Below are 25,502 nucleotides of genomic sequence, written 5' to 3'. Positions count from 1 at the left end.
TAATCATGGCAGAAAGGCTGGATGCCCCGCGTGGATTCGAACCACGATTGACGGAGTCAGAGTCCGTAGTCTTACCATTAGACGACGGGGCAACCGGGAGGCGGCGACATAGGCAGCGCTGCAAATCCTGTCAATCCGGGCTGCTTGCTCTTTTGCCGGGCTTTGCGCTAGGCTGTGCGCAAGTACCGGCGGCACAAGCCGTTTCGGAAAACATAAGCATTAGAAGAAGTAACCGGCGTGGACGACAAATTCGCCAGCCCCAGACCAGATACCGGCGCCCGGCCGCGCGCCGCCACTGACCGGCAGCCCAAACCGCATCATCGCAACGGACACGTCTATCACAGCCGCCGGAGCTATGGCGCGCTCGACCTCGGCACCAACAACTGCCGCCTGCTGATCGCGCGGCCGGCCGAAGACGGCTTCACCGTGATCGACGCCTTTTCGCGTATCGTGCGGCTCGGCGAAGGCCTCTCCAAAACGGGCCGGCTCAGCGATGCCGCGATCGACCGATCGATCGCCGCGCTCTCGATCTGCGCGGACAAGCTGCGCCGCCGCCATGTGAGTCTCGCGCGCTCGGTCGCTACCGAAGCCTGCCGGCGGGCCGCCAATGGCCGCTATTTCGTCCGCCGGGTCCGTGAGGAAACCGGCATCGCGCTCGACATCATCAGCCCGCGCGAGGAAGCCCGGCTAGCGGTACTGGGCTGCCATATCCTTCTGGAACCGGGCGACGGCCCGGCGCTGATCTTCGATATCGGCGGCGGCTCGACAGAGCTCGTATTGATCGAGCCGAACGGCCTCGGTGAACGCGAAGGCGAGCCGCAGATCCTCTCCTGGTACAGCGCGCCCTGGGGCGTGGTCAGCCTGGCGGAGAAGGAGTTCAACGATCTCACCACGCTCGAGGACCGGCTCGATACCTACCAACGGATGCGCAACCGGGTCGCGAAGAGCTTCGCCGATTTCGCATCCACCCTGCCAACCATCGGCTACCAGCCGCGCCTGCTCGGCACCAGCGGCACGGTGACGACGCTGGCCAGCGTCCACCTCGAACTGCCGAGCTATGATCGCAGCAAGATTGACGGGCTCGTCCTACCCTCGGAAGCGCTGCGCGCGGTGAGTACCGATCTCGCGCATAGGTCGGTCGCGGAGCGCGCGGAGATACCGTGTATCGGTGCGGAGCGCGCCGATCTCGTCGTCGCCGGCTGCGCGATACTGGAAGCGATTCTCGATATCTGGCCGGCCGAGCGTATCGGGATCGCCGATCGCGGTATCCGCGAGGGCATCCTGCGCTCGATGATGGCGAACGACCGATGAAACGAGTCCGCAAGGCGCGCGGGCGATCCGAATCTTCGCGCCGCTGGATCGAGCGGCAGATCAACGATCCCTATGTCAAACGCGCCCAAGCCGACGGCTATCGCGCGCGATCGGCCTATAAGCTGATCGAGCTGGACGAGCGGTTCGAGCTCCTCAAGGGTGCTCAACGGATCGTCGATCTCGGCATTGCGCCGGGCGGCTGGTCGCAGGTCGCGCGACAGCGGGCGCCGAACGCCAAGATCGTCGGCATCGACCTGCTCCCGACCGATCCGATCGAAGGCGTGACCATCTTCGAGATGGATTTTCTCGACGACGATGCGCCGGAAAAGCTGGAGGAGGCGCTCGGCGGCGAGGCCGATCTCGTCATGTCCGACATGGCGGCGAACACGGTCGGCCACAAACAGACCGATCACCTGCGCACCATGGCGCTCGTCGAGGCGGCCGCCCTGTTTGCAACCGAAGTGCTGCGGCCCGGCGGGACGTTCATCGCCAAAGTGCTGGCGGGCGGCGCAGACAATAGGCTCGTCGCCGAGCTCAAGCGAAACTTCGCCAGCGTCAAACACGCCAAGCCGCCGGCCAGCCGTAAGGGATCGTCCGAATGGTATGTGATAGCGAAAGGGTTTAAGGGTCGACCCTGAGGAGGGAGGAATGGGCCTGTTCGGAAAACTCTTCGGCAAGGACGAAGCGCCATCCGCTGTGCCGCCCCTGTCGATCGACCCGACAATCGAATTGTTGCCCGATCCGGACATGACGCGACGGCTCGAACAATTGGCCGGAGTGCCCGCCGAGCAGCGCGACGAGCGCTGGCAGCATGATTTCTTTTCCGCACTCTGGTCGGCCGCGATCGAAATCCCGTCCTCGACGCCGTTCATCGGGCCGGACGGCTTCGCCTATCTGCGGCTGGACATGCCCTCATCGGACGAATTCGTCGCGCATAATTTCGCGGGACTGGCAAGGTCCTGCCTCGATGCGGGCTCGGGTGCCGTCCTCTTCGCAGCCGCACGGGCCGAAGAGCCGATTTACGTGATCCCGATGGGCGTGATCGAGAGCGTGCTGCGCTATCGCGACTGGCGCGGCGACCCAATCGACCGCGATGAAGCCGGTGACGGCGCCGATAGCGGTACCGTTACGGTAAAGGCCGGTACGAAGATCGTGCAGGGTGCCCCGTCGGCCGATTATCTCTCGCCCGCAGCAGCACGTGCGCTGGATCGCCATCTCAAGGAGATATGGAAGGTCGAAGTGCCGCGCGCGTCTGTCATGATGTCGGCCGGGATGCGGCCTACGCGTTCGCTGGTCCTCAATGTCTCGAGAGACGCATTCGGCAGCGACGAGCATGCGGACAATTTCGCCCGTGCCGTGCTATGGTTCCTCCCGCCGTCGCGCTCGGTGATCCTGATGCCCGACAATTACAATGAGGCCGATATGACCCCGCTCGCCGATCTGGCGAAGGCCTAGTCTCCGGACGAAGCTCTGGCCTCCGCCACCGCTTCGCGCAGCCGGTCGTAACCGACCGCGCCGGCCAGGATGCGATCGCCGATCACGAAGGCCGGCGTGCCGTTTACCTCGAGCTGCACCGCGAGATCGCGGTTCCGGCGCAGTTCGGTTTCGATAGCGGCGTCATCGAGATCCCGGCGTACCTGCGCGGGATCGAGCCCGACGCTGCGTTGCGCTTCGGCGATCGACGCCGCGCCCGGCCGGCCCGCCGCATACATCGCCCGATGGAATTCGAAATATTCGCGCTGCTTGGCCGCGGACAGGCTGACCCGTGCGGCGTCCACGCTTTCCTCGCTCAGGATCGGCAGCTCGCGAAACACGACACGGACGTTCGGGTCTTCGGCCACCAGACGCTCGATATCGGGGAGGCTCGTGCGGCAGAAACCGCAGGCATAGTCGAAGAATTCGACGACCGTAACATCGGCGTCCGCCGCGCCGATCCATGCGCCTTCGAACGGCGTTTCGAGTTCGTCGCGCACCGATGAGATCATCTGGACCATGCGGCGTTCCTGCAGCCGTTCCATCGCCTCTGGAATGATCTCCGGATTGGCGAGAATATATTCGCGGATCACGATTTCGAGATCGGCGCGGTCAAGCCCGGCGGGCAAATCGACTTCCGTCTGTCCATCCGCCGCCGCCGAACCGTCGGGGCGCAAGAAGAAGAATGCCGCGGCGGCCGCGATTGCCGCGATAAGGCCAGCCATGATCCAGCGGTTCATGCTCTTGTCCTGTATCCGTTTCTACTCTGCCTGAATCCGGCGGCGCCGGTCGCCATGCTCTTCAAGGAAATTCTCGGCGATCAACGCGATATCCTGCGCGCGCAGCCAGTCCGGCGTCCCCTGCGGAATCCCCTGCATGGCCTGGCGCGCATTGATCAGCGCTTCCTGCGGCGACCCCGCCAATGTCGCATATTCGGCGGTTGCCAGATAGGCACGCGCGATATCGCCCTCCTGCGAGTAGATATAGCCGAGCCGGCGCCATGCGAACGGGTTCCGATTGTCGCGCTGCACGGCGGTCCGCAATACGCGACGAGCCTCGGCCAGATGTTCCTCATCCTCGGTCGCGATCAGCGCGTGTCCGAAGAGCGAAGCGATCAGCGGATGGTTGCGCGAATTGGCGAGCGCCGTCCGCAAATCCGCCAACGCTTCGTCGGGCCGCCCGGACTCAAGGAGGATCTGGCCGCGCAGCTCGAGGAAATAGGGATCGTCGGGTGCACCCGCGAGCAGCGAATCCACCTCGGCCAGCGCGCGGTCCGGAAAGGCCTGTTTGTGATAGGCATAGGCCCGGGCGTAGCGCGCGGGTACCGACGTGTCGCTCTCGGGATAGTTGATCAATGTCTGCTGCGGCTGCTGAACGAAACCGATCAGCTTGGCCCGCGCCCGCTGGAAGCGCGCTTCGAGCGCCGGATCGGTTTCGGCATTCCAGGCCGGGTCGTTCTGATAAAGTTCCTCGAGGATCGCCAGCCGCTCACCGGTCAACGGATGGGTGCGGTCGTAGCTGTTGTCCTGCGGGATATTCAGCCGATATTCGAGATTCTGGAGCCGCCGGAAAAAGGCGAGACTGCCGCGGCCGCTGATCCCGGCATCCGAAAGATATTGCGCGCCGGCGAGGTCGGCCGCCGATTCCTGCGTCCGGCTGAAAGCGAGGAAATTGCCGATCGCAGCACGCGAGCCGGCGGAGAGCATCGCAAGACCCGCCTCGCCTGCCCCCGCGGCGATCGCCGCCGCGCCGAGGATCAGCGAGAGAATGCTGATCCCGCCCGCACTACCCATCGCATCCTGGATCGCGATCACATGGCCGCCTGTCACATGGCCGATCTCGTGCGCGATCACGCCCTGCACTTCGTTGGCGTTGTCCGCGGCCATGATGAGGCCCGAATGGATGAAGACGCGCTGTCCGCCGGCGACGAAAGCATTGATGCTCGTATCGCTGACCAGCACGATCTCGAAACCGTTGGGTTCCAGTCCAGCCGCCTCGACCAGCGGCGCGGCCATGTCGTTGAGCAAGGCTTCGGTCTCCGCGTCGCGCAAGATCGACTGCGCCGCGACCGGCCGCACGGCCATCAGCAGGCTCAGCAACAGCACGAGCGCCACGCGCGACAAGGCGCGCGCCGAAATCCCGGAATGGGGCATGGAACCGGCCATCCCGTCTCTTTTCGGGTCCGACATATGAACCCGGCATGAAAGAGAGAGGCCGGAACGCGTCATTCGTCTATTCGCCGAACGTCCGCTGCCACCAACCGCGCCGCGCGGGCTGTGTCTCTCCGCCACCGCCATCGTCCGCAGGTTCGGCGGCTTCCGCCGCAACCTCTGGCGGCGCTCCACTGCCATTGGCGTCGGCCGGCTCGGCTTTCTTGCGCGAATTGCCGCGTTTGGGTTTGGCTTCCGTGGCTTCGGGCGCTTCGACGGCCTCTTTCTCGGCATTTGCCGATTCGGCATCCGCCTTGGCATCGTCATCCGCTTTCTTCCGTGTCCGGCGGCGTTTGGGCTTTTCCGGCTTGGCCTCGTCGGATGCTGTATCGGCGGATTCCGCTTCGGCCGCATCTGCGCTGTCTTCACCGGCGTCCGCACCGTCCGACTGCGGGGCATCGCTGGCGGATTTCCGGCGCCGCCCGCCGCGGCGGCCGCGGCGCGTCTTCTTGGCGGGCGCATCGTCCCCGTCATCGGCCTTCTGCTCCGGTTCGGCCGCCTGTTCGCCATCCTTTTCGTCGTCGTCCGCATCGCTCTCGTCCGCATCGTCGGCCTTTTTCGCATCGTCCGCCTTGGGCTTGCCGCGCCGACCGCGTCCACCGCGCCGCCCGCGCCGACGGCGGGATTTGGGCTTCTCGTCCTCTTCCTCCTCGATGTCGTCGACGATATCTTCATCGTCATCATCATCGAGTTCGAGCGGAACGATCTCGACCTTCTTCGTCGGCGCCGGCCCGGACGCCGAAATCTCCATCGCCGCACCTTCGAGCGTACGTTCGGGCATGACTTCGATCGACACGCCGTACAGCTCCTCGATCTCGCCCAGCTCCTTGCGCTTGGAGTTGAGCACATAGACAGCCGCGTCGCGCGAGCAGGTCAGCGACAATTTCGAGCCCTTGCCCTTGGCCGCTTCCTCTTCGAGCATGCGCAGCGCGGAAAGCCCCGCCGAGGATGCCGTGCGCATGAGGCCCGTGCCCTCGCAATGCGGGCAGTCGACGGTGGAGGCTTCAAGCACGCCGGTGCGCAGACGCTGGCGGCTCATCTCGAGCAGACCGAAAGACGAAATCCGCCCGACCTGGATGCGCGCGCGATCGTTCTTCAGCGCGTCCTTAAGTGCGCTTTCGACCTTCCGGTTGTTCGAACGGTGATCCATGTCGATAAAGTCGATCACCACGAGCCCGGCCATGTCGCGCAGGCGCAGCTGACGCGCGATCTCGCGCGCGGCTTCGATATTGGTCTTGAGCGCCGTCTGCTCGATATTGTGTTCGCGCGTCGAGCGGCCCGAGTTGATGTCGATCGACACCAGCGCCTCGGTCGGGTTGATGACGAGATAGCCGCCCGATTTCAGCTGGACGAGGGGCTGGTACATCGCGCCGAGCTGATCTTCGACCTTGTAGCGCTGGAACAGCGGCGTCGCGTCCGCATATTGCTGCACGCGGCGCGCATGGCTCGGCATCAGCAGCTTCATGAAGGATTTGGCCGCCTTGTAGCCCTCCTCGCCCTCGACGATCACCTCATTGATATCGCGATTGTAGATGTCGCGGATCGCGCGCTTGATGAGATCGCTATCCGTGTAGATCTTTTCCGGCGCGGTCGCCTTGAGCGTCGCGTCCCGGATTTCGTCCCACAGCCGGGCCAGATAGGTGAAATCGCGTTTGATCTCGGTCTTGGTGCGCGTCATGCCCGCCGTGCGGACGATGCATCCCATCGTATCGGGGAGGTTGAGTTCGGAGATAACCGATTTCAGCCGCTTGCGGTCCGACGCGTTCGAAATCTTCCGGCTGATCCCGCCGCCATGCGACGTATTCGGCATCAGCACACAATAACGGCCGGCAAGCGACAGATAGGTGGTGAGCGCCGCGCCCTTGTTGCCGCGCTCTTCCTTGACGACCTGCACGAGCAGCACCTGGCGGCGCTTGATGACGTCTTGGATCTTGTAGCGGCGGCGCAGGTCCATGCGCCGCTTGCGGATATTCTTTACCGAGGGCTCGTCATGATGCTCTTCATCGGCATCGGCATCGCCCGTTTCCTCGACTTCGGGCTCGTCGCCCTCTTCGTCGGCATCCCCGCTTTCCTGCTCGGCATCTTCGTCCTCGCGCAGCTTGGCCTCTTCCTTGGCCTGTTCGACCTCCTCGGCAAGCAGCTTGTCGCGATCTTCCTTCGGAATCTGGTAATAGTCGGGGTGAATTTCCGAAAAGGCGAGAAAGCCGTGGCGATTGCCGCCATAATCGACGAATGCCGCCTGAAGCGACGGTTCGACGCGGGTAACCTTGGCTAGATAGATATTGCCCTTGAGCTGCTTGTGCTCTTCGGACTCGAAATCAAATTCCTCGATCCGGTTGTTTTGGACGACGGCCACACGGGTTTCTTCCCGGTGGCGCGCATCGATCAACATACGCGTTGCCATTTATGAGTCTCCGATCATGCCGGACCGTCCATGCGGGCGGTGCGGACATGAAAACTGATGGGAATGGGCGGATTGCGATCGCGTGCGGCGTCGCGCCCATTCTCGGTGAATTGGAAAAAATTGCGTCTGCTGCATCGGCATGTCCGGCCTCGGGGGCGGGACGACTGTCCATGGCCATGGAACGGCGCGAACCGCGCATCGTCTCATGTCCTGGAAGTGAATGCCTCATGCAGCTTCAACCTGGTGAGCCGGGCGGAACTGCACCGGCCATCTGTGACAGCTAAAGTTGCCATGCCATGCGGCACAATCAACCCCTGCACCCCAAATCGCTAGCATCGCGACCCGACAACAGCAAGAAAAAGCAGCGCTGTCATGGCGGACAAAGCCCGGACAAACATGGTGAAGCCGCTGTTAACCGGACTATTTCACCTCGTTTTGAAGCGCAGCCCTTAGCCACGGCACCCAAGGAAAAAGAACAAGGGTAACCTTAATCATGTGTTTGCGCTGGACCTATGGGGGGGTAGCGCGGCAATATGGGGCCATGTCCCTGTTGCTCGCCATATTCGCGATTTTCGGTTGGCAACCGGCATTGGCGACCGCCATTCAGGCGGTGAACGTCACGCCTGAACGCATCACCGTGCAGTTCGACGACACGGTCGAAAACGCATCCGCCTTCGTGCTCGACGATCCCTATCGTATCGCGATCGATATCGACGGTGCGCGCGCCGGTACCGATACCGGACAGGCCGGGCCGATCCGCGCCGTGCGGCAGGGCCAGTATACGCCGCAAACCGCGCGTCTCGTGCTGGATCTCGCGCGTCCGGCGATCTTCCAGAATGGGCGTTTCTCGGACAATGGCCGCGAATTCTCGCTCGACATCCGGCCTGCGAGCCGTGTGCAGTTCGCCAATGCGGCCGACGCCGGGCGGGCGAGCTTCCTGCCGCCCGCCGCGTTTCGCGCCCGTCCACCGCGTGGCCGGGGCGAATTGACGGTGCGCCTCCCGCGCGCGACGCCCGCGGGCCAGATGGAGCTGCCGGAAATCCAGGGCCCGCGCGGCCGCCCGCTCGTCGTCATCGACGCCGGGCATGGCGGGCATGATCCGGGCGCGATCTCGCCCTTCGGCAATGTCTACGAGAAGGACGTCGTGCTGGCGATCGCATTGGCAACCCGCGACGCGTTGCTGGAATCCGGCCGCGTCCGCGTGGCGCTGACCCGCGACACCGACCGTTTCCTCGTGCTGCGCGAGCGTTACGAGATCGCCCGGCGCCTCGGCGGCGAACTGTTCATATCCATCCATGCCGATAGCGCGGAGAATAGCGAAGCGCGCGGCGCGACCATCTATACGCTTTCCGAAGTGGCGTCCGACCGCGAAACCGCGCGCCTCGCACGGCGCGAAAATGCGGCCGACATCATCAACGGCGTCAATCTCGGCGGGGAAGACGACGATGTGCGCTCGATCCTGATCGACCTGACCCAGCGGGAAACCATGAACATCTCCGCACGGTTCGCCTCGCTGCTCCGGCGCGAGGCCGGCGACGACATGCCGTTCCGCAGCGATTATCACCGTTTCGCCGGGTTTGCCGTGCTCAAGGCGCCCGATATGCCGTCGGTTCTGTTCGAGTCCGGCTATCTGACCAATGCGGCCGACGCCCGCCGCCTGTTCTCGCGCGACGGCCAGCGCGCCGTCGCCCGCGGTCTGGCCGAAGCGATCGAAACGCATTTCGCGCGCCGCCTGACCAGCACCGACTGACCTCGCCGATATAGCCTGGAGCAATCGCGTCGTACGCCGACGTGAGAGGAAAAACCGACTGGCATCGGTAACCAAAGCTGGTAAACCGTCGCACGATGACGGACATTGCCCAGAACGATACTGGCGAAACCAGCATGGACGTGAAGCTCCGCCGGGAAACGACGGGATTTCTCGCGAGCGTGCGTCGGATATGGAGCAAGCGGCGCTACCGCTGGCCGCTCTATCTGCTCGGCATCGCAATACTCGGCCTGATCGCCTTCTGGTTCACCTTCATGCGCGATCTGCCGTCGACCGATACGCTGCTCGATTACGAACCCGCCCTGCCGACCTTCGTACGCGACGTGAATGGCGAGCCGGTGCAGAGTTTCGCGCGCGAACGGCGGGTGGAGCTCGCCTTCGAGGAATATCCGCCGCAACTGATCCGTGCCTTCCTCGCCGCGGAAGACGCCGATTTCTTCACCCATAACGGGCTCGACTATCCGGGCCTCGCCGCCGCCGCGATCGACTATGTGCGCATCGCGGTCACGGGTGCCGAGGAGCGCGCCCGGGGCGGATCGACCATTACCCAGCAAGTCGCGAAGAATCTGCTGCTGACCGACGAATATTCGATCACCCGCAAGATCCGTGAGGCGATCCTCGCCACCCGGATCGAGGGCGCCCTGACCAAACAGCGTATCCTCGAACTCTATCTCAACCAGATATTCCTCGGGCGGAACGCCTATGGCGTGCAAGCCGCGTCGCGCGCCTATTTTGACAAGGATGTCGCCGACCTCGAACTGCACGAGGCCGCATTCCTCGCCGGCCTGCCGCAAGCGCCCTCGCGCTATAATCCGATCAGCAATCCGGATGCGGCGATCGGCCGCCGCAATGTCGTGCTCGATCTGATGCGCGACAATGACTGGATCACCGAGGCCGAATATACGGCGGCCCGCGCCGAGCCGCTGGGGACGACGCGATCGACCCAGTCGGTGACCGATAATGTCGGCGGCTATTACATGGAAGAAGTCCGCCGGATCCTGGTCGACAGCTTCGGCAGCGATGCCGAGGACGGCCCTTACGGGGTTTATTCGGGCGGGCTGTGGGTCCGCACCTCCTACGATCCCGAAATGCAGGCGAGCGCCGAAAACGCGTTGCGCGACGGCCTGTTGCGGTTCGATCGCGGCCGCCCCTGGGCGGGCCCGGTCGCCACGATCCCGATGGACGACGGCGAATGGCAGTCGCGGCTCGCCAGCGCAAACCTCTCGGTCGATTATGAGGACTGGCGCGTCGCGGTGGTCATCTCGAAAGACGCGAACGCCGCGCAGATCGGCTTTGCCGACGGCGAAACGGCGACCTTATCGCGCGGTTCCGCCTCGGTCGCGCGGCGCGGCGGAGGCACGGCCTTCTCGACGATGCAGCCCGGCGACATCATCACCGTGCGCCCCTCGGGCAACGGCTATGCCTTCACCAAGGTGCCGGACATATCGGGCGGCATGGTCGTCGAAGACGTCCAGACGGGCCGCGTCTACGCCATGCAGGGCGGATTCAGCGCGGGCCTCGAAGCTTTCAACCGCGCGACCCAGGCCGAACGGCAGCCCGGATCGAGCATCAAGCCCTTCGTTTATGCCGCGGCGCTCGAAAACGGGATGACGCCGGCATCGATCATCGTCGACGGGCCCTTCTGCGTGTATCAGGGCGCGACCCTGGGCCGCAAATGCTTCCGCAACTCGGGCGGCGGCGTCGCGGGACCGCAGACGCTGCGCTGGGGCCTCGAACAGTCGCGCAACCTGATGACCGTGCGCACCGCGTCCGAAACCGGCATGGAGAATGTCGTCGAGTTGATCCGCAATGCCGGTATCGGCGAGCATGAGCCCTTCCTCTCGACCTCGCTCGGCTCGGGCGACACATCGGTCCTGCGTCTCGTCAACGCCTATGGCATGCTCGCCAATCACGGCCGCGATGTCGGGCCCTCGCTGATCGATTACGTTCAGGACCGGCGCGGCGAAGTGATCTATCCGGCCAACTGGCGCGCCTGCGAAGGCTGCAACGCCGACGATTGGGACGGCGGCCGTATGCCGCGCCCGCCCGTCCCCGGCCGCCAGGTCATCGATCCGATGACGGCCTTCCAGATGGTGCACATCCTCGAAGGCGTGATCCAGCGCGGCACGGCGACGATCCTGCGCGATCTCGGCCATCCGATCTTCGGCAAGACGGGTACGACGACCGGGCCGACCAATGTATGGTTCGTCGGCGGCACGGCGAACCTCGTGGCCGGCGTCTATATGGGTTACGACCGCCAGGCCCGCAGTATCGGCTTCGGCGCGGGCGGCACGCTCGCCGCGCCGATCTTCCGTCAGTTCATGGCCGAAACGCTTGAGGGCCAGGCTGTCATCCCGTTCCGCGCCCCGCGCGGCATCCGCATGGTCCGTATCGACCGCCGCAGCGGCCGGCGCGTCTTCGGTGGCTGGCCGAGCCAGGATCCGCGAAGCGCGATCATCTGGGAGGCCTTCCGGCCCGATAGCGAGCCGACGCGCACGATCCGCCGCGACGTCCTCGCGCGCCGCCCGGCGCGTCCGGTCTTGAACGAAGCGGAGCAGAATACCGTCGAAGTCGACGCACCGCGTAACGACAGCGAATTCCTGCAGTCCGAAGGCGGTATTTATTAGCCGTTGAACCGTCAGGGCGCAGCGTATCGACGCCCGTCCCGCACGCCGCAAAACGCCCTTCGACAAGCTCAGGGCGAGCGGCTAGAGGGTCCCCCACACAGTTCGGAGAATCTCATGCGCGCCGAAGCGCAAGCCTATATCGATCAGATCAATCAGGCCGTCGGCCTGCTCCGCCGCTTTCTCGACTGGGATGTCGCGAAGGAGCGGCTCGACGAACTGAATACCAAGGTGGAGGACGCATCGCTCTGGGACGATCCCAAGGCGGCCCGCGAGGTGATGCGCGAGCGCGGCCGGCTCGATGCCGCGATGACGGCCGTCCGCAAGATCAGCCAAGAGCGCGACGATGCCGCCGAGATGATCGAACTGGCGGAAGCCGAAGGCGATGACGGGCTGGTCGACGATGCCGTGGCCGCGCTGGCAGCGCTGGCCGAACGGGCCGAGCGCGACAAGACCGAGGCGCTGCTCGCCGGCGAGGCCGATGGCAATGACACATATCTCGAGATTCACGCGGGCGCCGGCGGCACCGAAAGCCAGGACTGGGCCGAAATGCTTCAGCGCATGTACCAGCGCTGGGCCGAGCGGCGCGGCTTCAAGGTCGAGATCGTCGACTATCATGCGGGCGAACAGGCGGGCGTGAAGGCGGTCACGCTGCTGCTCAAGGGCGAGAACGCCTATGGCTATGCGAAGACCGAGAGTGGGGTCCACCGGCTCGTCCGCATCTCGCCCTATGACAGCTCCGCGCGCCGCCATACGAGTTTTTCGAGCGTCTGGGTCTATCCGGTGATCGACGAGGATATCGAGATCGAGATCAACGAGAGCGATCTGCGCGTCGATACGTTCCGCGCCTCGGGCGCCGGCGGCCAGCATGTGAATACGACCGATAGCGCCGTGCGCATCACGCACGAACCGACAGGCATCGTCGTCGCCTCGCAATCGCAGCGCTCCCAGCACAAGAACCGGGCCGAAGCGATGAGCATGCTGAAAGCACGGCTCTACGAAGCGGAACTGCGGCGTCGCGAGGAAGAAGCGAATGCCGTCGAAGCCAGCAAGACGGATATCGGCTGGGGCAACCAGATCCGCTCCTATGTCCTCCAGCCGTATCAGATGGTGAAGGACCTGCGGACCGGCGTCACCTCCTCCTCCCCGTCCGACGTGCTCGACGGGGAACTCGACAAGTTCATGGCCGCGGCGCTATCCCAGCGCGTGACAGGGGAACAAGTCGAGGTCGAGGATATAGAGTGATGCGCTTGGCCGCATGTCTTTTGCTGTTGGTCGTCGGAGCCTGCGATATCGTTTCGCGCGACGACAAATCGACCTTCCCGCCTGCCGACCGGCCGGTCTCCGACATCACGGCCAGCCAGTTTTCGGACGAGGAATCGCGCGACCGGGTGAACGAGGCCGAAACCGTCATGGACATGGCCGATATCGAGAAAGGCATGACCGTCGCCGATATCGGCGCGGGCAATGGCTATTACACGATCCGCCTCGCCCCGCGCGTCGGCGATAGCGGACGGGTGCTCGCGCAGGACGTCATCCCCGAAACGCGAGACCGGCTCGCCGAACGCGTGACGCGCGAGCAGCTCGACAATGTCAGCGTGCGGCTAGGTGAATTCGCCGATCCGAAACTCCCGCCCGACAGTTTCGACCGGATCTTCATGGTCCATATGTATCACGAGATCGAAAGCCCGTACGAATTTCTCTGGAACATGCGCCCCGCGCTGCGCGACGGCGGCCGCGTCGTCGTTGTCGATGCCGACAGGCCCACGAACCGCCACGGCACGCCGCCAGACCTGCTCAACTGCGAATTCGAAGCCGTCGGCTATCGTCGCGTCGTCTATCGCGCGATGCCCAATATCGGGGGCTATTTCGCGATGTTCGAAACGGTCGGCGAACGGCCGGAACCCGGCGATATTGAGCCCTGCGGGCAGGATTGACGCAAAGCGAGGGTCGCGCCGGTCTTTCGATATTCTGTCAAGCCGCTTCGAGCTGTTCGTCCAGCAAGTTCCGCATCTGCTCGACCGCCTGGCGCGCATTGACCCCCACGAGAAATTTGATCTCCTCGAGTTCGTTCAGCAACGCGATCCGTGTTTCCGAATCGGTACCGAGAAACGCCATATGCCATTCGGGAAAGATGCGCTCGTCGACATTGATCAGATCGATGAGCTTCAGGTCTTCATGCCGAAAATCCTGGCAGATTCTCTCGAACGTGGCCTCGACTTCCGAGGCCGGTCCCTCCAGAATCTGGATGAACTGCCCGTCGACAAAAAGCAGGATGCCGGTGATGCCGGATGCAGCATTACGCCGCGTGGCGTGTTCGGCGATTGCTGCCGGTACCGTGGCGGCAGCATCCTCGGGCTCCTTGGCCGCGAGCCGGCTGGTATATAGCAATCTGCACAGTGTGTCGTCCTGGGTTTCGATGGTCATGCGGCTGATCTTTCGACGGCGGGATTCAACATATTCACTAGATCGGTCGAGCTGATGGGATGGCTGATCAGGAAGCCCTGCAAGTTATCGCAACCCTGCTGCGACACGAAGTCGAGCTGGTCCTGCGTCTCGATGCCTTCAGCGGTGATCCTCAAGTCCATGCTCCGGCCGAGCTGCGAAATGGCGCGGATGATCGAAACGCTATTCTGATCGCCCGGCAGTTGCCTAACGAAAGACTTGTCGATCTTGATGCGGCTGATCGGGAACCGATGCAGATAGCTGAGCGACGAGTATCCGGTCCCGAAATCATCGAGGGAGATACGCACGCCGAGATCCCTGATCTGTTGCAGGATCTCCATTGCGATCTCGTCATTGCCCAGCAGGGCCGTCTCGGTGATCTCAAGCTCGAGGCGGGCTGGATCCAGCGCCGATTCGTCCAGTGCCTGCGACACAAGCTGCGGCAGGCGGGGGTCGAGAAGCTGAACGGGCGAGATATTGACCGAAAGATCGATCGTATCGGGCCACTCGGCCGCATCGAGACAGGCCTGCTTGAGCACACCCGCGCCGATCCGCGAAACCAGGCCAAGCTCTTCGGCGATGGGGATGAATTCCGCAGGCGAAACCTCGCCGCGATCCGCGCAGGTCCACCTCAACAGGGCCTCCGCGCCCGTGATACGCCCGGTCGCGGTATCGGTGATCGGCTGGTAGACGAGGTTGAAATCGTCGCGCATGCACGCGCGCCGCAAATCGGCTTCGATCAACCGCCGGCGTTCGAGTGCATCGCTGAGCTCGTGCCGGAAAATACAGGACCGGCCCTTGCCCTCCTGCTTCGCGGTATAGAGCGCGACATCCGTCCGCTGCACAAGCTCATCGGCGGTTGAGCCATGGTCCGGGGCGAGCGCAATGCCGACGCTTGCGCCCAGCTCGGCCACGTTGCCATCGACGATGTAGGGGCGGTCGAGTATCTCGACGATCCGTTCCGCCATATGAACTGCATCGGCTTCCTCGCCGATACCATAGGCGATGACTGCAAACTCATCGCCGCCGGGACGGGCCAGGAAATCGCCGTGACGAATAGCCCTTTTGATGCGCGCCGCGACCCGGCGCAGCACTTCATCTCCGACTGGATGGCCCAGCGTGTCGTTGATCGGCTTGAAGCGGTCGAGATCGATGAGCATCAGGGCGAACGGCCGGCCATACCGGCGAAGCTTCTGGCACTCATCCTCCAACGCTGCCGTGAAACCGCGGCGGTTGGCGATCTCGGTCAATGCGTCGTGCAAGGCGATATGCTGCAGCCGCGCCTGCGAGTCGGATTGCGTTTTGCGCTCGAGCAAATGCGTCGAGATGCCAGCACCGACGATGAGAAAAGCGACAAGCGCTATCGCCGTGGCCATCGCCGTGAATGCCGCACTATCCGCACCAACACTGACCCCCGCTAGCGGCGTTACGACGAAGGCCGCCATCCCAGTGAAATGCAGGCCCGCAATTGCCGCCGACAGCAGCGCGACCGACGCCATCACATCCAGCGGCCCGGACATCTTGCTCAACCGACCGACGAGTGCCGCGCACAGAAGAACGGCGACCGCGATAGAGGTGAATACATAGCTGGGAATCCAGCTCACCATGCCATCGACGCGATAGGCGAACATGCCGACATAATGCATCGCGGCGATGGCCAATCCGATCGTGCCTCCACCGCACCAAATGGCAATCCGCCTGTTGCGGTGCATCGCGAAGAGAAGCCCGATGGCAGTGCCGCCCACCGCGATCAAGGCCGAGAAGATTGTGAGCGGACCGTCGAAGGTGACCGGCGCGTTCGGCCTGTAACCGAGCATGGCGATGAAATGGGTCGCCCAAATCGCCGCACCGGCCGTTAGCGCGGAAAGAAAGCACCAATAGAATCTAGCAGAATCTTTCTCGACGATCGTGCGATGAAAGAGCCTTACCGAAACGTACGAGCCGACAAGGCACATCAGCACGGCCAGCAGCACCAGCGACAGATTGTGGTCCTCGACCAGACATGTGAGCACGCGCACGCATAATCTCCACGTCCCCCACACTGCCCCGACCGCTCGGGGCTGATTGGCATCCGAACGTCAACAATCTGTTAATTTTCGGCGACTGATTTCCTAAAGCCAGCCCAGCTTCCGGAAGCTCGTGGAATCGCCTGCGCTCGTCAGGATCAGGTGATCGTAGATGCGGATGCTCAACGGGCGGAGCAGGTCCGCGAGCTTCCGCGTCGTCTCGATATCGGCTTCGCTCGGAGTCGGATCGCCGCTCGGATGGTTATGGGCGATCAGCACGGCATGGCCTTCGTGGGAGAGCGCGTCGGCCACGATCTGGCGGAAGGGCAGGATGATGCAATCGCGATTGCCTTCGGCGCTACTGATCGCGACGAGCCGGCCATCGGCATCGAGATGGGCGACGACCGCATGTTCGATGTCGCGGCCGAGCACCAGGGGTGCGAAAAAGTCCTCATTGCTGAACCCGCCGACCATCGGCGACCCCTGGATGACCATTCGCCACCCCCCTTTCCGATTTGTCCGAGACCCTGAATTCTCGAACACAAATTCATACAGGCTCGAAATCGGATGAAAACGCGGTCCGGTCCATATCGGATCAAGATAATTTGGGGATAGCAGTGATTAGGGTGGGAAACTTCCACATCGGACCGAATTCTATCGCTTGGCGCATATCGCGCGCTCGGCCATAAGGCGCGCAGGATGCAGCAATATCACGATCTCATGCAGCGGATTCTCGACAAAGGCGTGCGGCAGGACGACCGGACCGGCGTCGGCACCCTTTCGGTGTTCGGCCATCAGATGCGCTTCGACCTTTCGGACGGCTTCCCGCTACTGACCACGAAAAAGCTCCATATCCGCTCTATCATTATAGAATTGTTATGGTTTTTGCGCGGCGACACGAATGTCCGCTGGCTGCAGGACCGCAAGGTAAGCATCTGGGACGAATGGGCCGACGAGAATGGCGATCTCGGGCCCGTCTACGGCAAGCAGTGGCGCGACTGGGTCGGCCCGGGCGGCGTCCATATCGATCAGATCGCGGGGCTCGTCGAGCAGATCCAGAACAACCCCGCCTCGCGCCGCCAGATCGTCTCGGCCTGGAATCCGGCAGACGTGCCGAACATGGCGCTGCCGCCCTGCCATTGCCTGTTCCAGACCCATGTCGCGGACGGCCGGCTCTCGCTCCAGCTCTACCAGCGCAGCTGCGACGTCTTCCTCGGCGTGCCGTTCAACATCGCCAGCTATGCGCTGCTTACGCATATGCTCGCCCAGCAATGCGGGCTCGAGCCGGGCGACTTCATCTGGACCGGCGGCGACTGCCATCTCTATTCCAACCATCTCGAACAGGTGAAGGAACAGCTCAGCCGCACGCCGGGCCCGCTGCCGACGCTCAACATCCTGCGCGACCCGGGCAGTATCGACGGCTATGAATATGAAGATTTCGAGATCGTCGGTTACGAGGCCGCCCCGCATATCCCCGCGCCGGTGGCGGTGTGACGATCGTCTTCCATCTCGCGCGCGCCGATAACGGCGTGATCGGGCGGGATGGAAAGCTGCCCTGGCACATTCCCGCCGATCTAAAGCGCTTCAAGGCGAACACAATGGGCCGCCCGATGATCATGGGCCGCCGGACGTTCGAAAGCTTTCCCGCACCCCTGCCCGGCCGCCGGCATATCGTGCTCACACGCTCCACAGATTGGTCGCCGGAAGGCGCAGAGATCGCGCGTTCGCGCGAAGAGGCCTTGCGACTGGCTGACGATGACAGCGAGGAGATCGCGATTATCGGCGGTGCGCAAATTTACGCGCTTTTCCTCGACCATGCCGACCGGATCGAACTCACCGAAGTGCATGTCGAAGCCGAGGGGGACACGCGGATGGACCCGTTCGACCCGGACGACTGGGTGGAGACGGCGCGCGAAGACCATCCGGCCGAGAATGACCGGCCCGCCTATAGTTTCGTGACCTTGGAACGCAAATCATGATCCGCAAAATCCTGTTCGGCCTAATCCTGCTTATCGGCGGCGCGCTCGCGCTCTTCTTCACGCTCGGCCCGATCTGGATCGAGCGGGACATGAACAAGCGCGCCGATGTCGCGCTGCCGGCGATCTCGGAACAGGCCGAGGCGCTGCACGAGCGGCTGATCGTCGCCGATCTGCACAGCGACACCCTGCTCTGGGACCGCAACCTGCTGAACCGCGCGGGCCGCGGGCATATGGACCTGCCGCGGCTCGAAGAGGGCAATGTCGCGCTGCAGGTCTTTTCCTCGGTCACCAAATCGCCATCCGGCCAGAATTACGATTCCAACCCGTCCGACAGCGACACGATTATCTGGCTCGCCATCGGCCAGCTCCAGCCGGTCCGCACCTGGTTCTCGCTGCTCGAACGCTCGCTCTACCATGCCGACCGCCTCGTCCGCGCCGAAGCCGACAGCGAGGGCGCACTGCGCATCGTGCGCACCCGCGCCGATATCGATGCGCTGCTCGCCGACCGGCAGCGCGGCGAGCCGGTGACCGGCGCGCTACTGTCGATCGAAGGGCTGCACAATCTGGAGGGCGAGGCCGCGAATTTCGACCGGTTGTTCGACGCCGGATACCGTATGGCGAGCCCGACCCATTTCTTCGACAACGAGCTTGGCGGGTCGATGCACGGCATCGAAAAAGGCGGGCTGACCGAATTCGGCCGCGAGATCGTCCGCCGCATGGAGCAGGACGGCATGATCGTCGATATCGCGCATGCGAGCCCCGCCATGGTCGACGATATCCTCGCCATGGCGACGCGGCCCGTCGTCTCCAGCCATGGCGGCGTCCAAGCGGTGTGCGACGTCAATCGCAACCTCACCGACGAGCAGATCACGGCCGTCGCGGCGACCGACGGCGTGATCGGGATCGGCTATTGGGACGGGGCGATCTGTTCCTACGAACCGGCAGATGTCGTCGCGTCCATCCTCCACGTCCGCGATCTGGTCGGCATCCGCCATGTCGGACTGGGGTCGGACTATGACGGCGCGACGACCGTCGGCTTCGACACGAGCGAACTGGCCATCATCACGCAGCTCTTGATGGACGAAGGGCTGAGCGAGGGCGAGATCGCGCAGATCATGGGCGGCAACGTCATCCGGCTGTTGCGGGACGGACTGCCCGAGCGCTGATCGCACGGCAACGGCGCATTGCCGCCCCGGGCCGCCCCGCCTATAGGCCTTGCCATGCAGCGGCTTTTCCACCGCGATACGGTGCCCGAAGATCTACGGGGCGGCGTTATCGCGCTCGGCAATTTCGACGGCTTTCACCGGGGGCACCAGGCGGTCGTCGGCCGCGCCGTGCATCATGCGCATGACGACAAGCGCCCCGTTATCGTCGCCACCTTCGATCCGCACCCGGTCCGGCATTTCCAGCCCGACGCCCCGCCTTTCCGCCTGACGACGCTCGACCAGCGCGAGGCGCTGTTCGGTGAGGCGGGCGCGGACGCGATGATGGTCTTCGAATTCGGCGACGAGCTGGCCGGGACCGCGGCGGAAAGCTTCATCGAGGACATATTGCTCGACCGCTTCGGCGTCGCTGGCGTCGTAACCGGCAACGATTTCGTGTTCGGCAAGGGCCGCAAGGGCGATGTCGTGATGCTCGCCGAGTTTGCGAAAAGCCACGGTTTCTTCACCGAGATCGCCGCGCCGGTGAACGAGGGCGAGGCGATCATTTCGTCGAGCCGCATCCGCGAGGCGCTGAAGGCCGGGGATTGCGAGACGGCGACACATCTGCTCACCCGGCCTTTCACCATCGAAGGCATGGTCGAGCATGGCGCGAAGAACGGCCGCGAACTCGGTTATCCGACCGCCAACATCCGGCTCGGCAGCTATATCCGCCCCAAATACGGGATTTACGCGGTGCGCGGCCGCCTGCCGGACGGGCGCCTGCTGAACGGCGCGGCCAATCTCGGCATCCGGCCGAGCTTCGATCCGCCCGTCGAACTGCTCGAACCGCATTTCTTCGATTTTGACGGCGACCTCTATGGCGAAACCATCGCAGTCGAGCTGGTGAGCTTCATCCGCGACGAGGCGAAGTTCGACACGCTCGACGCGCTCAAGGCGCAAATGGCCGAGGATTGCGCCGAAGCCGAACGCCGCCTGACGCGGCACGTGTTGTGATCGGCGGATGAGAGTCCTCAACATCGCTCTTATCGTCGTCGCAATCTTGCTGGCCGGATTCAGCCTGTTCAACGCATCGTGGCTCGCGGGCCAGCCTCAGGGCCGGCTCGATCTCGTGGCGAAGGGCGGCATCTATCAAAAGCCCGGCGAGATCGATGCCGATACGCCCTGTCCCAGTGCGCGGATCGCGCCGCTTCAGCCGCACAGTTTTATCGCCAACAGCGTTGTCGGCATCAACTATGCCCGATCGCGCCGCGCAAGCTTTGTCGAGGTCATGGTGCGGCCTACGGCAGACGGCCGTCTCGTGCTGTTCGGCGACGAAACGCTCGATTGCCGCACCGACGGCACGGGCCCGGTGTCCGATCGCACCCTCGAAGAGCTTGAGCAGCTCGATATCGGCTACGGTCTGACCCATGACGGCGAAAATTTTGCGCTGCGCGGGCGCGGCGTCGGCCTGATGCCGAGTGTCGCGACCATGTTGGACCAGGCGGGCGACGGCGGCATCATCTATCATTTCGCCGAAGACGATCCCGAGCAGGCAGACATGCTGGCAGCCGAATATGCGCTTGCCGGCATGGACATGCGCGAGGATGTGATCGTGATCGGCGCGCCCGAACTGCTCGAACGGATCGCCGCGCGCTTCCCCCAGGCCGATATTCTGGACGTCCCGGCCGCCGAAGCCTGTTACGACCGCTATATCCGCATCGGCTGGCTCGGCCGCGTGCCCGAGGAATGCAGGGGCGGCTTCATCTCGATCCCAGTTACACGCCAATGGATGATCTGGGGTTGGCCCAACCGGTTTAACGCCCGCATGCACGCAGCCAACGTCCGACCGATGATCGTGCGCGCCAATGACGGCGATCGCGTGCCGACCCCGCTCGCAACGTTCGACGAGATCACCGATGTGCCGCAGGACTTTCGTGGACTTCTCTGGCTCGCCGATATCGACACCATGGGGCCATCGATCCGGTCGTGACCGCCGAAAGGCGCGATTTCCCGCTAGACGCCCCCGCCCTTCCCCCTTACATCGCCCCAAATGTCCGAACAGCCCGACTATAAAGACACGGTTTTCCTGCCGAAGACCGACTTCCCGATGAAGGCGGGGCTCGCCCAGAAAGAGCCCGGCATCCTCGCGCGCTGGGAAGAGCAGGACCTGTACGGCAAGCTTCGGAAGGCTCGGAAAGGCCGCGAGAAGTTCATCCTGCATGACGGGCCGCCCTATGCGAACGGCACTATCCATATCGGCCATTCGCTCAACAAGATCCTCAAGGACCTCGTCGTGCGCAGCCAGTCGCTGCTCGGCAAGGACGCGCCCTATGTGCCGGGCTGGGATTGCCACGGCCTGCCGATCGAATGGAAGATCGAGGAACAGTATCGCAAGAAAAAGCGGTCGAAAGACGACGTACCCACCGAGGAGTTCCGCAAGGAATGCCGCGATTATGCCGACCATTGGGTCAATGTGCAGCGCGAGGAATTCAAGCGGCTCGGCGTGCTCGGCGAATGGGACAAGCCGTATCTGACAATGGATTTCGACGCCGAAGCGGTGATCGTCGCGGAGTTCCTGAAATTCGCGGAAAGCGGCCAGCTCTATCGCGGCGCGAAGCCGGTGATGTGGAGCCCGGTCGAAAAGACGGCGCTCGCCGAAGCCGAAGTCGAATATGCCGATATCACAAGTACGCAGATCGATGTCGCGTTCGAGATCATCGAAAGCCCGATCGACGAGCTGGTCGGCACGCATGCCGTCATCTGGACGACGACACCCTGGACGATCCCGGTCAACCAGGCGATCGCGTTTGGCGAGGATGTTGAGTACTCTCTTGTCGAGGTGCAGCTCGGTGCGACGGTCGGCGGTGATGCTTCATTGGACTCAGTTCTGAAACACCACAGCAAGGTAGCGATTGAGGCCAAACGGCTGCTGGTGGCTGAAGCTCTCCGAAAATCGGTTACAGATAGATTGGAGCGCGATGTTCAGGCTGGCGAGCGTGTTGGCTTGAAAGTCCTTGCGTCGTTCAAAGGCTCCGAGCTCGCCGGCACCATCGCCCGCCATCCCATGCATCATCTCGGCGGTTTTTTCGCCGCCCCTCGCCCCTTTATCGCGGCCGACCATGTGACGACCGAGGCCGGCACCGGCCTTGTCCATATGGCGCCCGATCATGGCGAGGAGGATTTCTTCGCGTGCAAGGAGCATGGCATCGACCCGGTCTTCGCGGTCGACGATGACGGCGTCTATCGCGAGGACTGGCTCTGGCTGCCGCGCGGCGACGAGCGGGCGGGCAGCGTCATCAACAAGCGGTTCAATTCGGCCGAAGGCCCGATCTGCGCAGACCTGCGCGAGGCCGGGGCGCTGCTCTCGGCGTCCGACGATTTCGAGCACAGCTATCCGCATAGCTGGCGCTCCAAAGCCAAGGTCGTCTATCGCTGCACGCCGCAATGGTTTGTGCGGATGGATGAGGCGTTGGACATCGATCCCGCCACACCCGTTAGTGCTGAGCCTGTCGAAGCACGTCTCTCGGCCGAAGAACGCCCTTCGACAGTGAGCGGGTATCGGTTGCCCCCAGCAACCGATAGCCAAGCCGGGGGCTTGGCGGCCCGCACACCAGGGCTAACGGATGAGGATTTGGGCCATGCCAAGGGCATCGGACCGACGCTGCGCGAAATCGCCCTGTCCGAAATCGACAAGACCCGTTTCATCCCGGAACGCGGGCATAAGCGGTTGCGCTCGATGGTCGAAGGGCGGCCCGACTGGGTGCTCTCGCGCCAGCGCGCCTGGGGCGTGCCGATCACGCTCTACGTGGATAAAGCCGGCAATTATCTGAACGACGCCGAGGTCAATAACCGCATCGTCGAGGCGGTGCGCGAAGGTGGGGCCGATGCCTGGTTCGCCGCCGATCACCAGGCGCTGCTCGGCAATCGCCACGATCTCGAGGATTATGAGGTCGTGACCGACATTCTCGATGTCTGGTTCGACAGCGGCTCGACCCATGCCTTCGTGCTCGAAAGCGATAACTGGCCGGATCTTGAATCCCCTGCCGATCTCTATCTCGAAGGTTCGGACCAGCATCGCGGCTGGTTCCAGTCGAGCCTGCTCGAGAGCTGCGGCACGCGCGGGCGGGCGCCCTACAAGGAAGTGCTGACCCATGGCATGACGCTCGACGCCAACGGCAAGAAGATGTCGAAGAGCCTCGGCAACACGCTCGATCCGCAGAAGATCATGGACGTCAACGGCGCCGATATCCTGCGCCTTTGGGCGTCGACCGTCGATTTCACCGAGGATCACCGGATCGGCCCGGAAATCCTCAAGGGCGTCACCGACATGTACCGCAAGCTGCGGAACAGTTTTCGCTACATGCTCGGCGCGCTTTCGGATTTCGACGAGAGCGAGCGTGTGGCCGTTGCCGATATGCCCGAGCTGGAGCGCTATGTGCTCCACCTGCTCACCGAGTTGGATGCGACGCTGAAGGACGCGGTGAACGACTACGCCTTCAACCGCTATGTCCGCGCGCTCACCGATTTTGCGAACGAGGACCTGTCCGCCTTCTTCTTCGATATCCGCAAGGACTGCCTCTATTGCGATGTTGGAGAATCCCTGCCAGCGGGGTCAGCGAAACGGCAGGCGTACCGCACGGTGCTCGACACCCTGTTCCACGCGCTGGTGCGCTATGCCTCGCCGGTCCTCTGCTTCACGGCGGAAGAGGTGTGGCAGACCCGCTATCCGGACGCCGGATCGGTGCATCTGGAGGAATGGCCGGAGATCGATGCGGCATGGGCCGATGATGAGCTATCGAAGAAGTGGTCAGATGTGAGACTTGTCCGCGACACAATAAACGAAGCGATCGAGCCACTTCGCCGGGAGAAGACAATTCGTTCAAGCTTGGAAGCTGAACTGGAAGTAGATTTGGGCAACCCATTGTTGATGCGTCGGATTCAAGACGTCGATTTAGCCGAAATCTCGATAACGGCTGAAGTGAAATCGTCTGTTTTTGAGACGCGTAAAGCGGCAGACAGCGATGGCCCGCGCGGTATCTCAGTGTCGGTAAAGAAGACCGACTATCACAAATGCGGCCGCTGCTGGCGCCATCTGCCTGACGTCTCGGTGGACGGGGCGCTGTGCGATCGCTGTGCGGAGGTGATCGGTGCATAGCGCGCTTTACCCCGGACCAGTGTCAACCAGTGTAAACCGGACGGTCGCGGCATGAGCGAAACCAAGGGCTTACGCCGCAGCACGATGCTCGGCTATCTGCTCGCCGCGACCATCTTCGTCGTCGATCAGATATCGAAATACTGGATCATCACCCTGCTCCAGTTGCCCCAGCGCGGGCAGATCGAGCTGCTGACGATCCTCAACTTCACCTGGGTCGAAAATCGCGGCGTATCGCTCGGCATGCTGGCCGCCACCTCCGATGGCCAGCGCTGGATGCTCGTGGCGCTGACCGCCGCGATATCGCTGGGCGTCGCGATCTGGATCTGGCGCGAAAAACGCGGCTGGGACGTATTCGCGCTCGGCATGGTGCTGGGCGGGGCGCTCGGCAATATCGTGGATCGCATCCGCTTCGGCTATGTCGCGGATTTCATCGATCTGCATTTTGGAGACTTCCAGCCCTTTTTGGTCTTCAATGTCGCCGATGCGTCGATTACCATCGGGGTCGTGATTTTGGTGTTGCGGGCTTTTCTGCTACGCGACACGCCTGAACCGGCGGAGACAGAGTAATGCGTAAAGTGATGGTGGCGACGAGCCTCGTGGTGATGGGGGCAACCCTTTCGGCCTGCAGCATTTTCGGCGGCGGGCGGGACCGGCCCGACGAATTCCTCGTATCGCGCTCCGCACCGCTCGTAATCCCGCCCGATTTCAACCTGACCCCGCCGCGCCCCGGCGAACCGGCCGCCCGCGGCGCCGATTCGAGCACCCAGGCGCTGCAGGCGATGTTCGGCGGCCCCGCGCCGCGCAGCGCGGCCGAAGCGGCGCTCGTCAACCAGGCCGATCCGGAATCGGCCAGTGCCGGCATCCGGAGCACGGTCGGCGATCCGGACACCCAGGCCGTCGATTATGGCTCGACGACGCGCGATATCCTGAACGCGCCCGAGGGCGACGCCCCCGAAGCGACGGTCTCTACGCCGCAATAAGGCGA

General features: G+C 63.5%; 21 protein-coding genes and 1 tRNA gene. 15 read left to right on the top strand and 7 right to left on the bottom strand.

The window, feature by feature from the left end:
• Positions 1-18 precede the first annotated feature (18 nt).
• Positions 19-92, bottom strand: a tRNA-Gln gene (locus ACTS1Z_RS09640).
• Positions 93-237: 145 nt separating this feature from the next.
• On the opposite strand from ACTS1Z_RS09640, the gene ACTS1Z_RS09635 reads away from it, so the two are divergent.
• From ACTS1Z_RS09635 to ACTS1Z_RS09625, 3 genes are read left to right on the top strand one after another with little or no spacing between them, the layout of a single operon-like run.
• The gene (locus tag ACTS1Z_RS09635) at positions 238-1,311 is read left to right on the top strand and encodes a Ppx/GppA phosphatase family protein (RefSeq protein WP_442624240.1); all 1,074 of its coding nucleotides are present in this window, start codon (positions 238-240) and stop codon (positions 1,309-1,311) included.
• On the top strand, positions 1,308-1,949 hold the full coding sequence (locus tag ACTS1Z_RS09630; protein WP_442624239.1) for an RlmE family RNA methyltransferase: 642 nt from the start codon (positions 1,308-1,310) through the stop codon (positions 1,947-1,949). Before ACTS1Z_RS09635 ends, ACTS1Z_RS09630 begins: the two co-directional genes overlap by 4 nt.
• Positions 1,950-1,959: 10 nt before the next feature.
• On the top strand, positions 1,960-2,766 hold the full coding sequence (locus ACTS1Z_RS09625) for a hypothetical protein (RefSeq protein WP_442624238.1): 807 nt from the start codon (positions 1,960-1,962) through the stop codon (positions 2,764-2,766).
• Here the strand turns inward: ACTS1Z_RS09625 and ACTS1Z_RS09620 are convergent.
• The 3 genes from ACTS1Z_RS09620 to ACTS1Z_RS09610 form a co-directional block, all read right to left on the bottom strand.
• Entirely contained in the window at positions 2,763-3,524 is a 762-nt protein-coding gene (locus ACTS1Z_RS09620; RefSeq protein ID WP_442624237.1) for a DsbA family protein, read from the bottom strand. The genes ACTS1Z_RS09625 and ACTS1Z_RS09620 overlap by 4 nt on opposite strands.
• Before the next feature lie 21 nt (positions 3,525-3,545).
• Positions 3,546-4,949, bottom strand: a complete 1,404-nt coding sequence (locus ACTS1Z_RS09615; RefSeq protein WP_442624236.1) for a M48 family metalloprotease — start codon at positions 4,947-4,949, stop codon at positions 3,546-3,548.
• Positions 4,950-5,016: 67 nt separating this feature from the next.
• Positions 5,017-7,398: an Rne/Rng family ribonuclease gene (locus ACTS1Z_RS09610; RefSeq protein WP_442624235.1), complete on the bottom strand. Its 2,382-nt coding sequence runs from the start codon at positions 7,396-7,398 to the stop codon at positions 5,017-5,019.
• Between the two features lie 541 nt (positions 7,399-7,939).
• Between ACTS1Z_RS09610 and ACTS1Z_RS09605 the strand changes: the two genes are divergently transcribed.
• From ACTS1Z_RS09605 to ACTS1Z_RS09590, 4 genes are all read left to right on the top strand, one after another.
• Positions 7,940-9,148 carry an N-acetylmuramoyl-L-alanine amidase gene (locus ACTS1Z_RS09605; RefSeq protein ID WP_442624234.1) on the top strand — a complete coding sequence of 403 codons (1,209 nt, stop codon included), beginning with the start codon at positions 7,940-7,942 and terminating at the stop codon, positions 9,146-9,148.
• A 95-nt stretch (positions 9,149-9,243) separates the two neighbouring features.
• Positions 9,244-11,793 carry a penicillin-binding protein 1A gene (locus tag ACTS1Z_RS09600; RefSeq protein WP_442624233.1) on the top strand — a complete coding sequence of 850 codons (2,550 nt, stop codon included), beginning with the start codon at positions 9,244-9,246 and terminating at the stop codon, positions 11,791-11,793.
• A gap of 114 nt (positions 11,794-11,907) precedes the next feature.
• Positions 11,908-13,035, top strand: a complete 1,128-nt coding sequence (prfB, locus tag ACTS1Z_RS09595; protein ID WP_442624232.1) for a peptide chain release factor 2 — start codon at positions 11,908-11,910, stop codon at positions 13,033-13,035.
• Positions 13,035-13,727 (top strand): class I SAM-dependent methyltransferase, encoded by a 693-nt coding sequence (locus ACTS1Z_RS09590; protein ID WP_442624231.1) that lies wholly within the window; start codon positions 13,035-13,037, stop codon positions 13,725-13,727. The genes prfB and ACTS1Z_RS09590 overlap by 1 nt, the downstream gene beginning before the upstream one ends.
• 37 nt (positions 13,728-13,764) lie before the next feature.
• Here the strand turns inward: ACTS1Z_RS09590 and ACTS1Z_RS09585 are convergent, their stop codons facing one another.
• From ACTS1Z_RS09585 to ACTS1Z_RS09575, 3 genes are all read right to left on the bottom strand, one after another.
• Positions 13,765-14,217, bottom strand: coding sequence for a BLUF domain-containing protein (locus ACTS1Z_RS09585; protein ID WP_442624230.1), 453 nt, complete (start codon positions 14,215-14,217; stop codon positions 13,765-13,767).
• Entirely contained in the window at positions 14,214-16,253 is a 2,040-nt protein-coding gene (locus tag ACTS1Z_RS09580; protein WP_442624229.1) for a putative bifunctional diguanylate cyclase/phosphodiesterase, read from the bottom strand. The genes ACTS1Z_RS09585 and ACTS1Z_RS09580 overlap by 4 nt, the downstream gene beginning before the upstream one ends.
• Positions 16,254-16,346: 93 nt before the next feature.
• Positions 16,347-16,736, bottom strand: a complete 390-nt coding sequence (locus ACTS1Z_RS09575) for a JAB domain-containing protein (protein ID WP_442624228.1) — start codon at positions 16,734-16,736, stop codon at positions 16,347-16,349.
• Between the two features lie 204 nt (positions 16,737-16,940).
• Here ACTS1Z_RS09575 and ACTS1Z_RS09570 point away from each other — a divergent pair, with 204 nt between their 5' ends.
• The 8 genes from ACTS1Z_RS09570 to ACTS1Z_RS09535 are packed head-to-tail and all read left to right on the top strand — an operon-like array spanning position 16,941 to position 25,497.
• The gene (locus ACTS1Z_RS09570; RefSeq protein WP_442624227.1) at positions 16,941-17,735 is read left to right on the top strand and encodes a thymidylate synthase; all 795 of its coding nucleotides are present in this window, start codon (positions 16,941-16,943) and stop codon (positions 17,733-17,735) included.
• Entirely contained in the window at positions 17,732-18,220 is a 489-nt protein-coding gene (locus tag ACTS1Z_RS09565; RefSeq protein ID WP_442624226.1) for a dihydrofolate reductase, read from the top strand. The genes ACTS1Z_RS09570 and ACTS1Z_RS09565 overlap by 4 nt, the downstream gene beginning before the upstream one ends.
• The gene (locus tag ACTS1Z_RS09560; RefSeq protein ID WP_442624225.1) at positions 18,217-19,386 is read left to right on the top strand and encodes a dipeptidase; all 1,170 of its coding nucleotides are present in this window, start codon (positions 18,217-18,219) and stop codon (positions 19,384-19,386) included. The genes ACTS1Z_RS09565 and ACTS1Z_RS09560 overlap by 4 nt, the downstream gene beginning before the upstream one ends.
• A 54-nt stretch (positions 19,387-19,440) precedes the next feature.
• Complete coding sequence (locus ACTS1Z_RS09555) at positions 19,441-20,376, top strand: bifunctional riboflavin kinase/FAD synthetase (protein ID WP_442624224.1); 936 nt, start codon at positions 19,441-19,443, stop codon at positions 20,374-20,376.
• A 7-nt stretch (positions 20,377-20,383) separates the two neighbouring features.
• Positions 20,384-21,352: a glycerophosphodiester phosphodiesterase family protein gene (locus ACTS1Z_RS09550; RefSeq protein WP_442624223.1), complete on the top strand. Its 969-nt coding sequence runs from the start codon at positions 20,384-20,386 to the stop codon at positions 21,350-21,352.
• A gap of 60 nt (positions 21,353-21,412) precedes the next feature.
• Positions 21,413-24,517 (top strand): isoleucine--tRNA ligase, encoded by a 3,105-nt coding sequence (locus ACTS1Z_RS09545; RefSeq protein ID WP_442624222.1) that lies wholly within the window; start codon positions 21,413-21,415, stop codon positions 24,515-24,517.
• A 51-nt stretch (positions 24,518-24,568) separates the two neighbouring features.
• Positions 24,569-25,084, top strand: a complete 516-nt coding sequence (lspA, locus tag ACTS1Z_RS09540; RefSeq protein WP_442624221.1) for a signal peptidase II — start codon at positions 24,569-24,571, stop codon at positions 25,082-25,084.
• Positions 25,084-25,497: a DUF3035 domain-containing protein gene (locus tag ACTS1Z_RS09535; protein WP_442624220.1), complete on the top strand. Its 414-nt coding sequence runs from the start codon at positions 25,084-25,086 to the stop codon at positions 25,495-25,497. Before lspA ends, ACTS1Z_RS09535 begins: the two co-directional genes overlap by 1 nt.
• Positions 25,498-25,502: the final 5 nt, after the last annotated feature.

The organism is Parasphingopyxis sp. (assembly GCF_052168295.1).
Taxonomy (GTDB): Bacteria; Pseudomonadota; Alphaproteobacteria; order Sphingomonadales; family Sphingomonadaceae; genus Parasphingopyxis.
The sequence above is the reverse complement of the archived record's forward strand: the minus strand, read 5'-3'. Positions and strand labels throughout refer to the sequence as shown.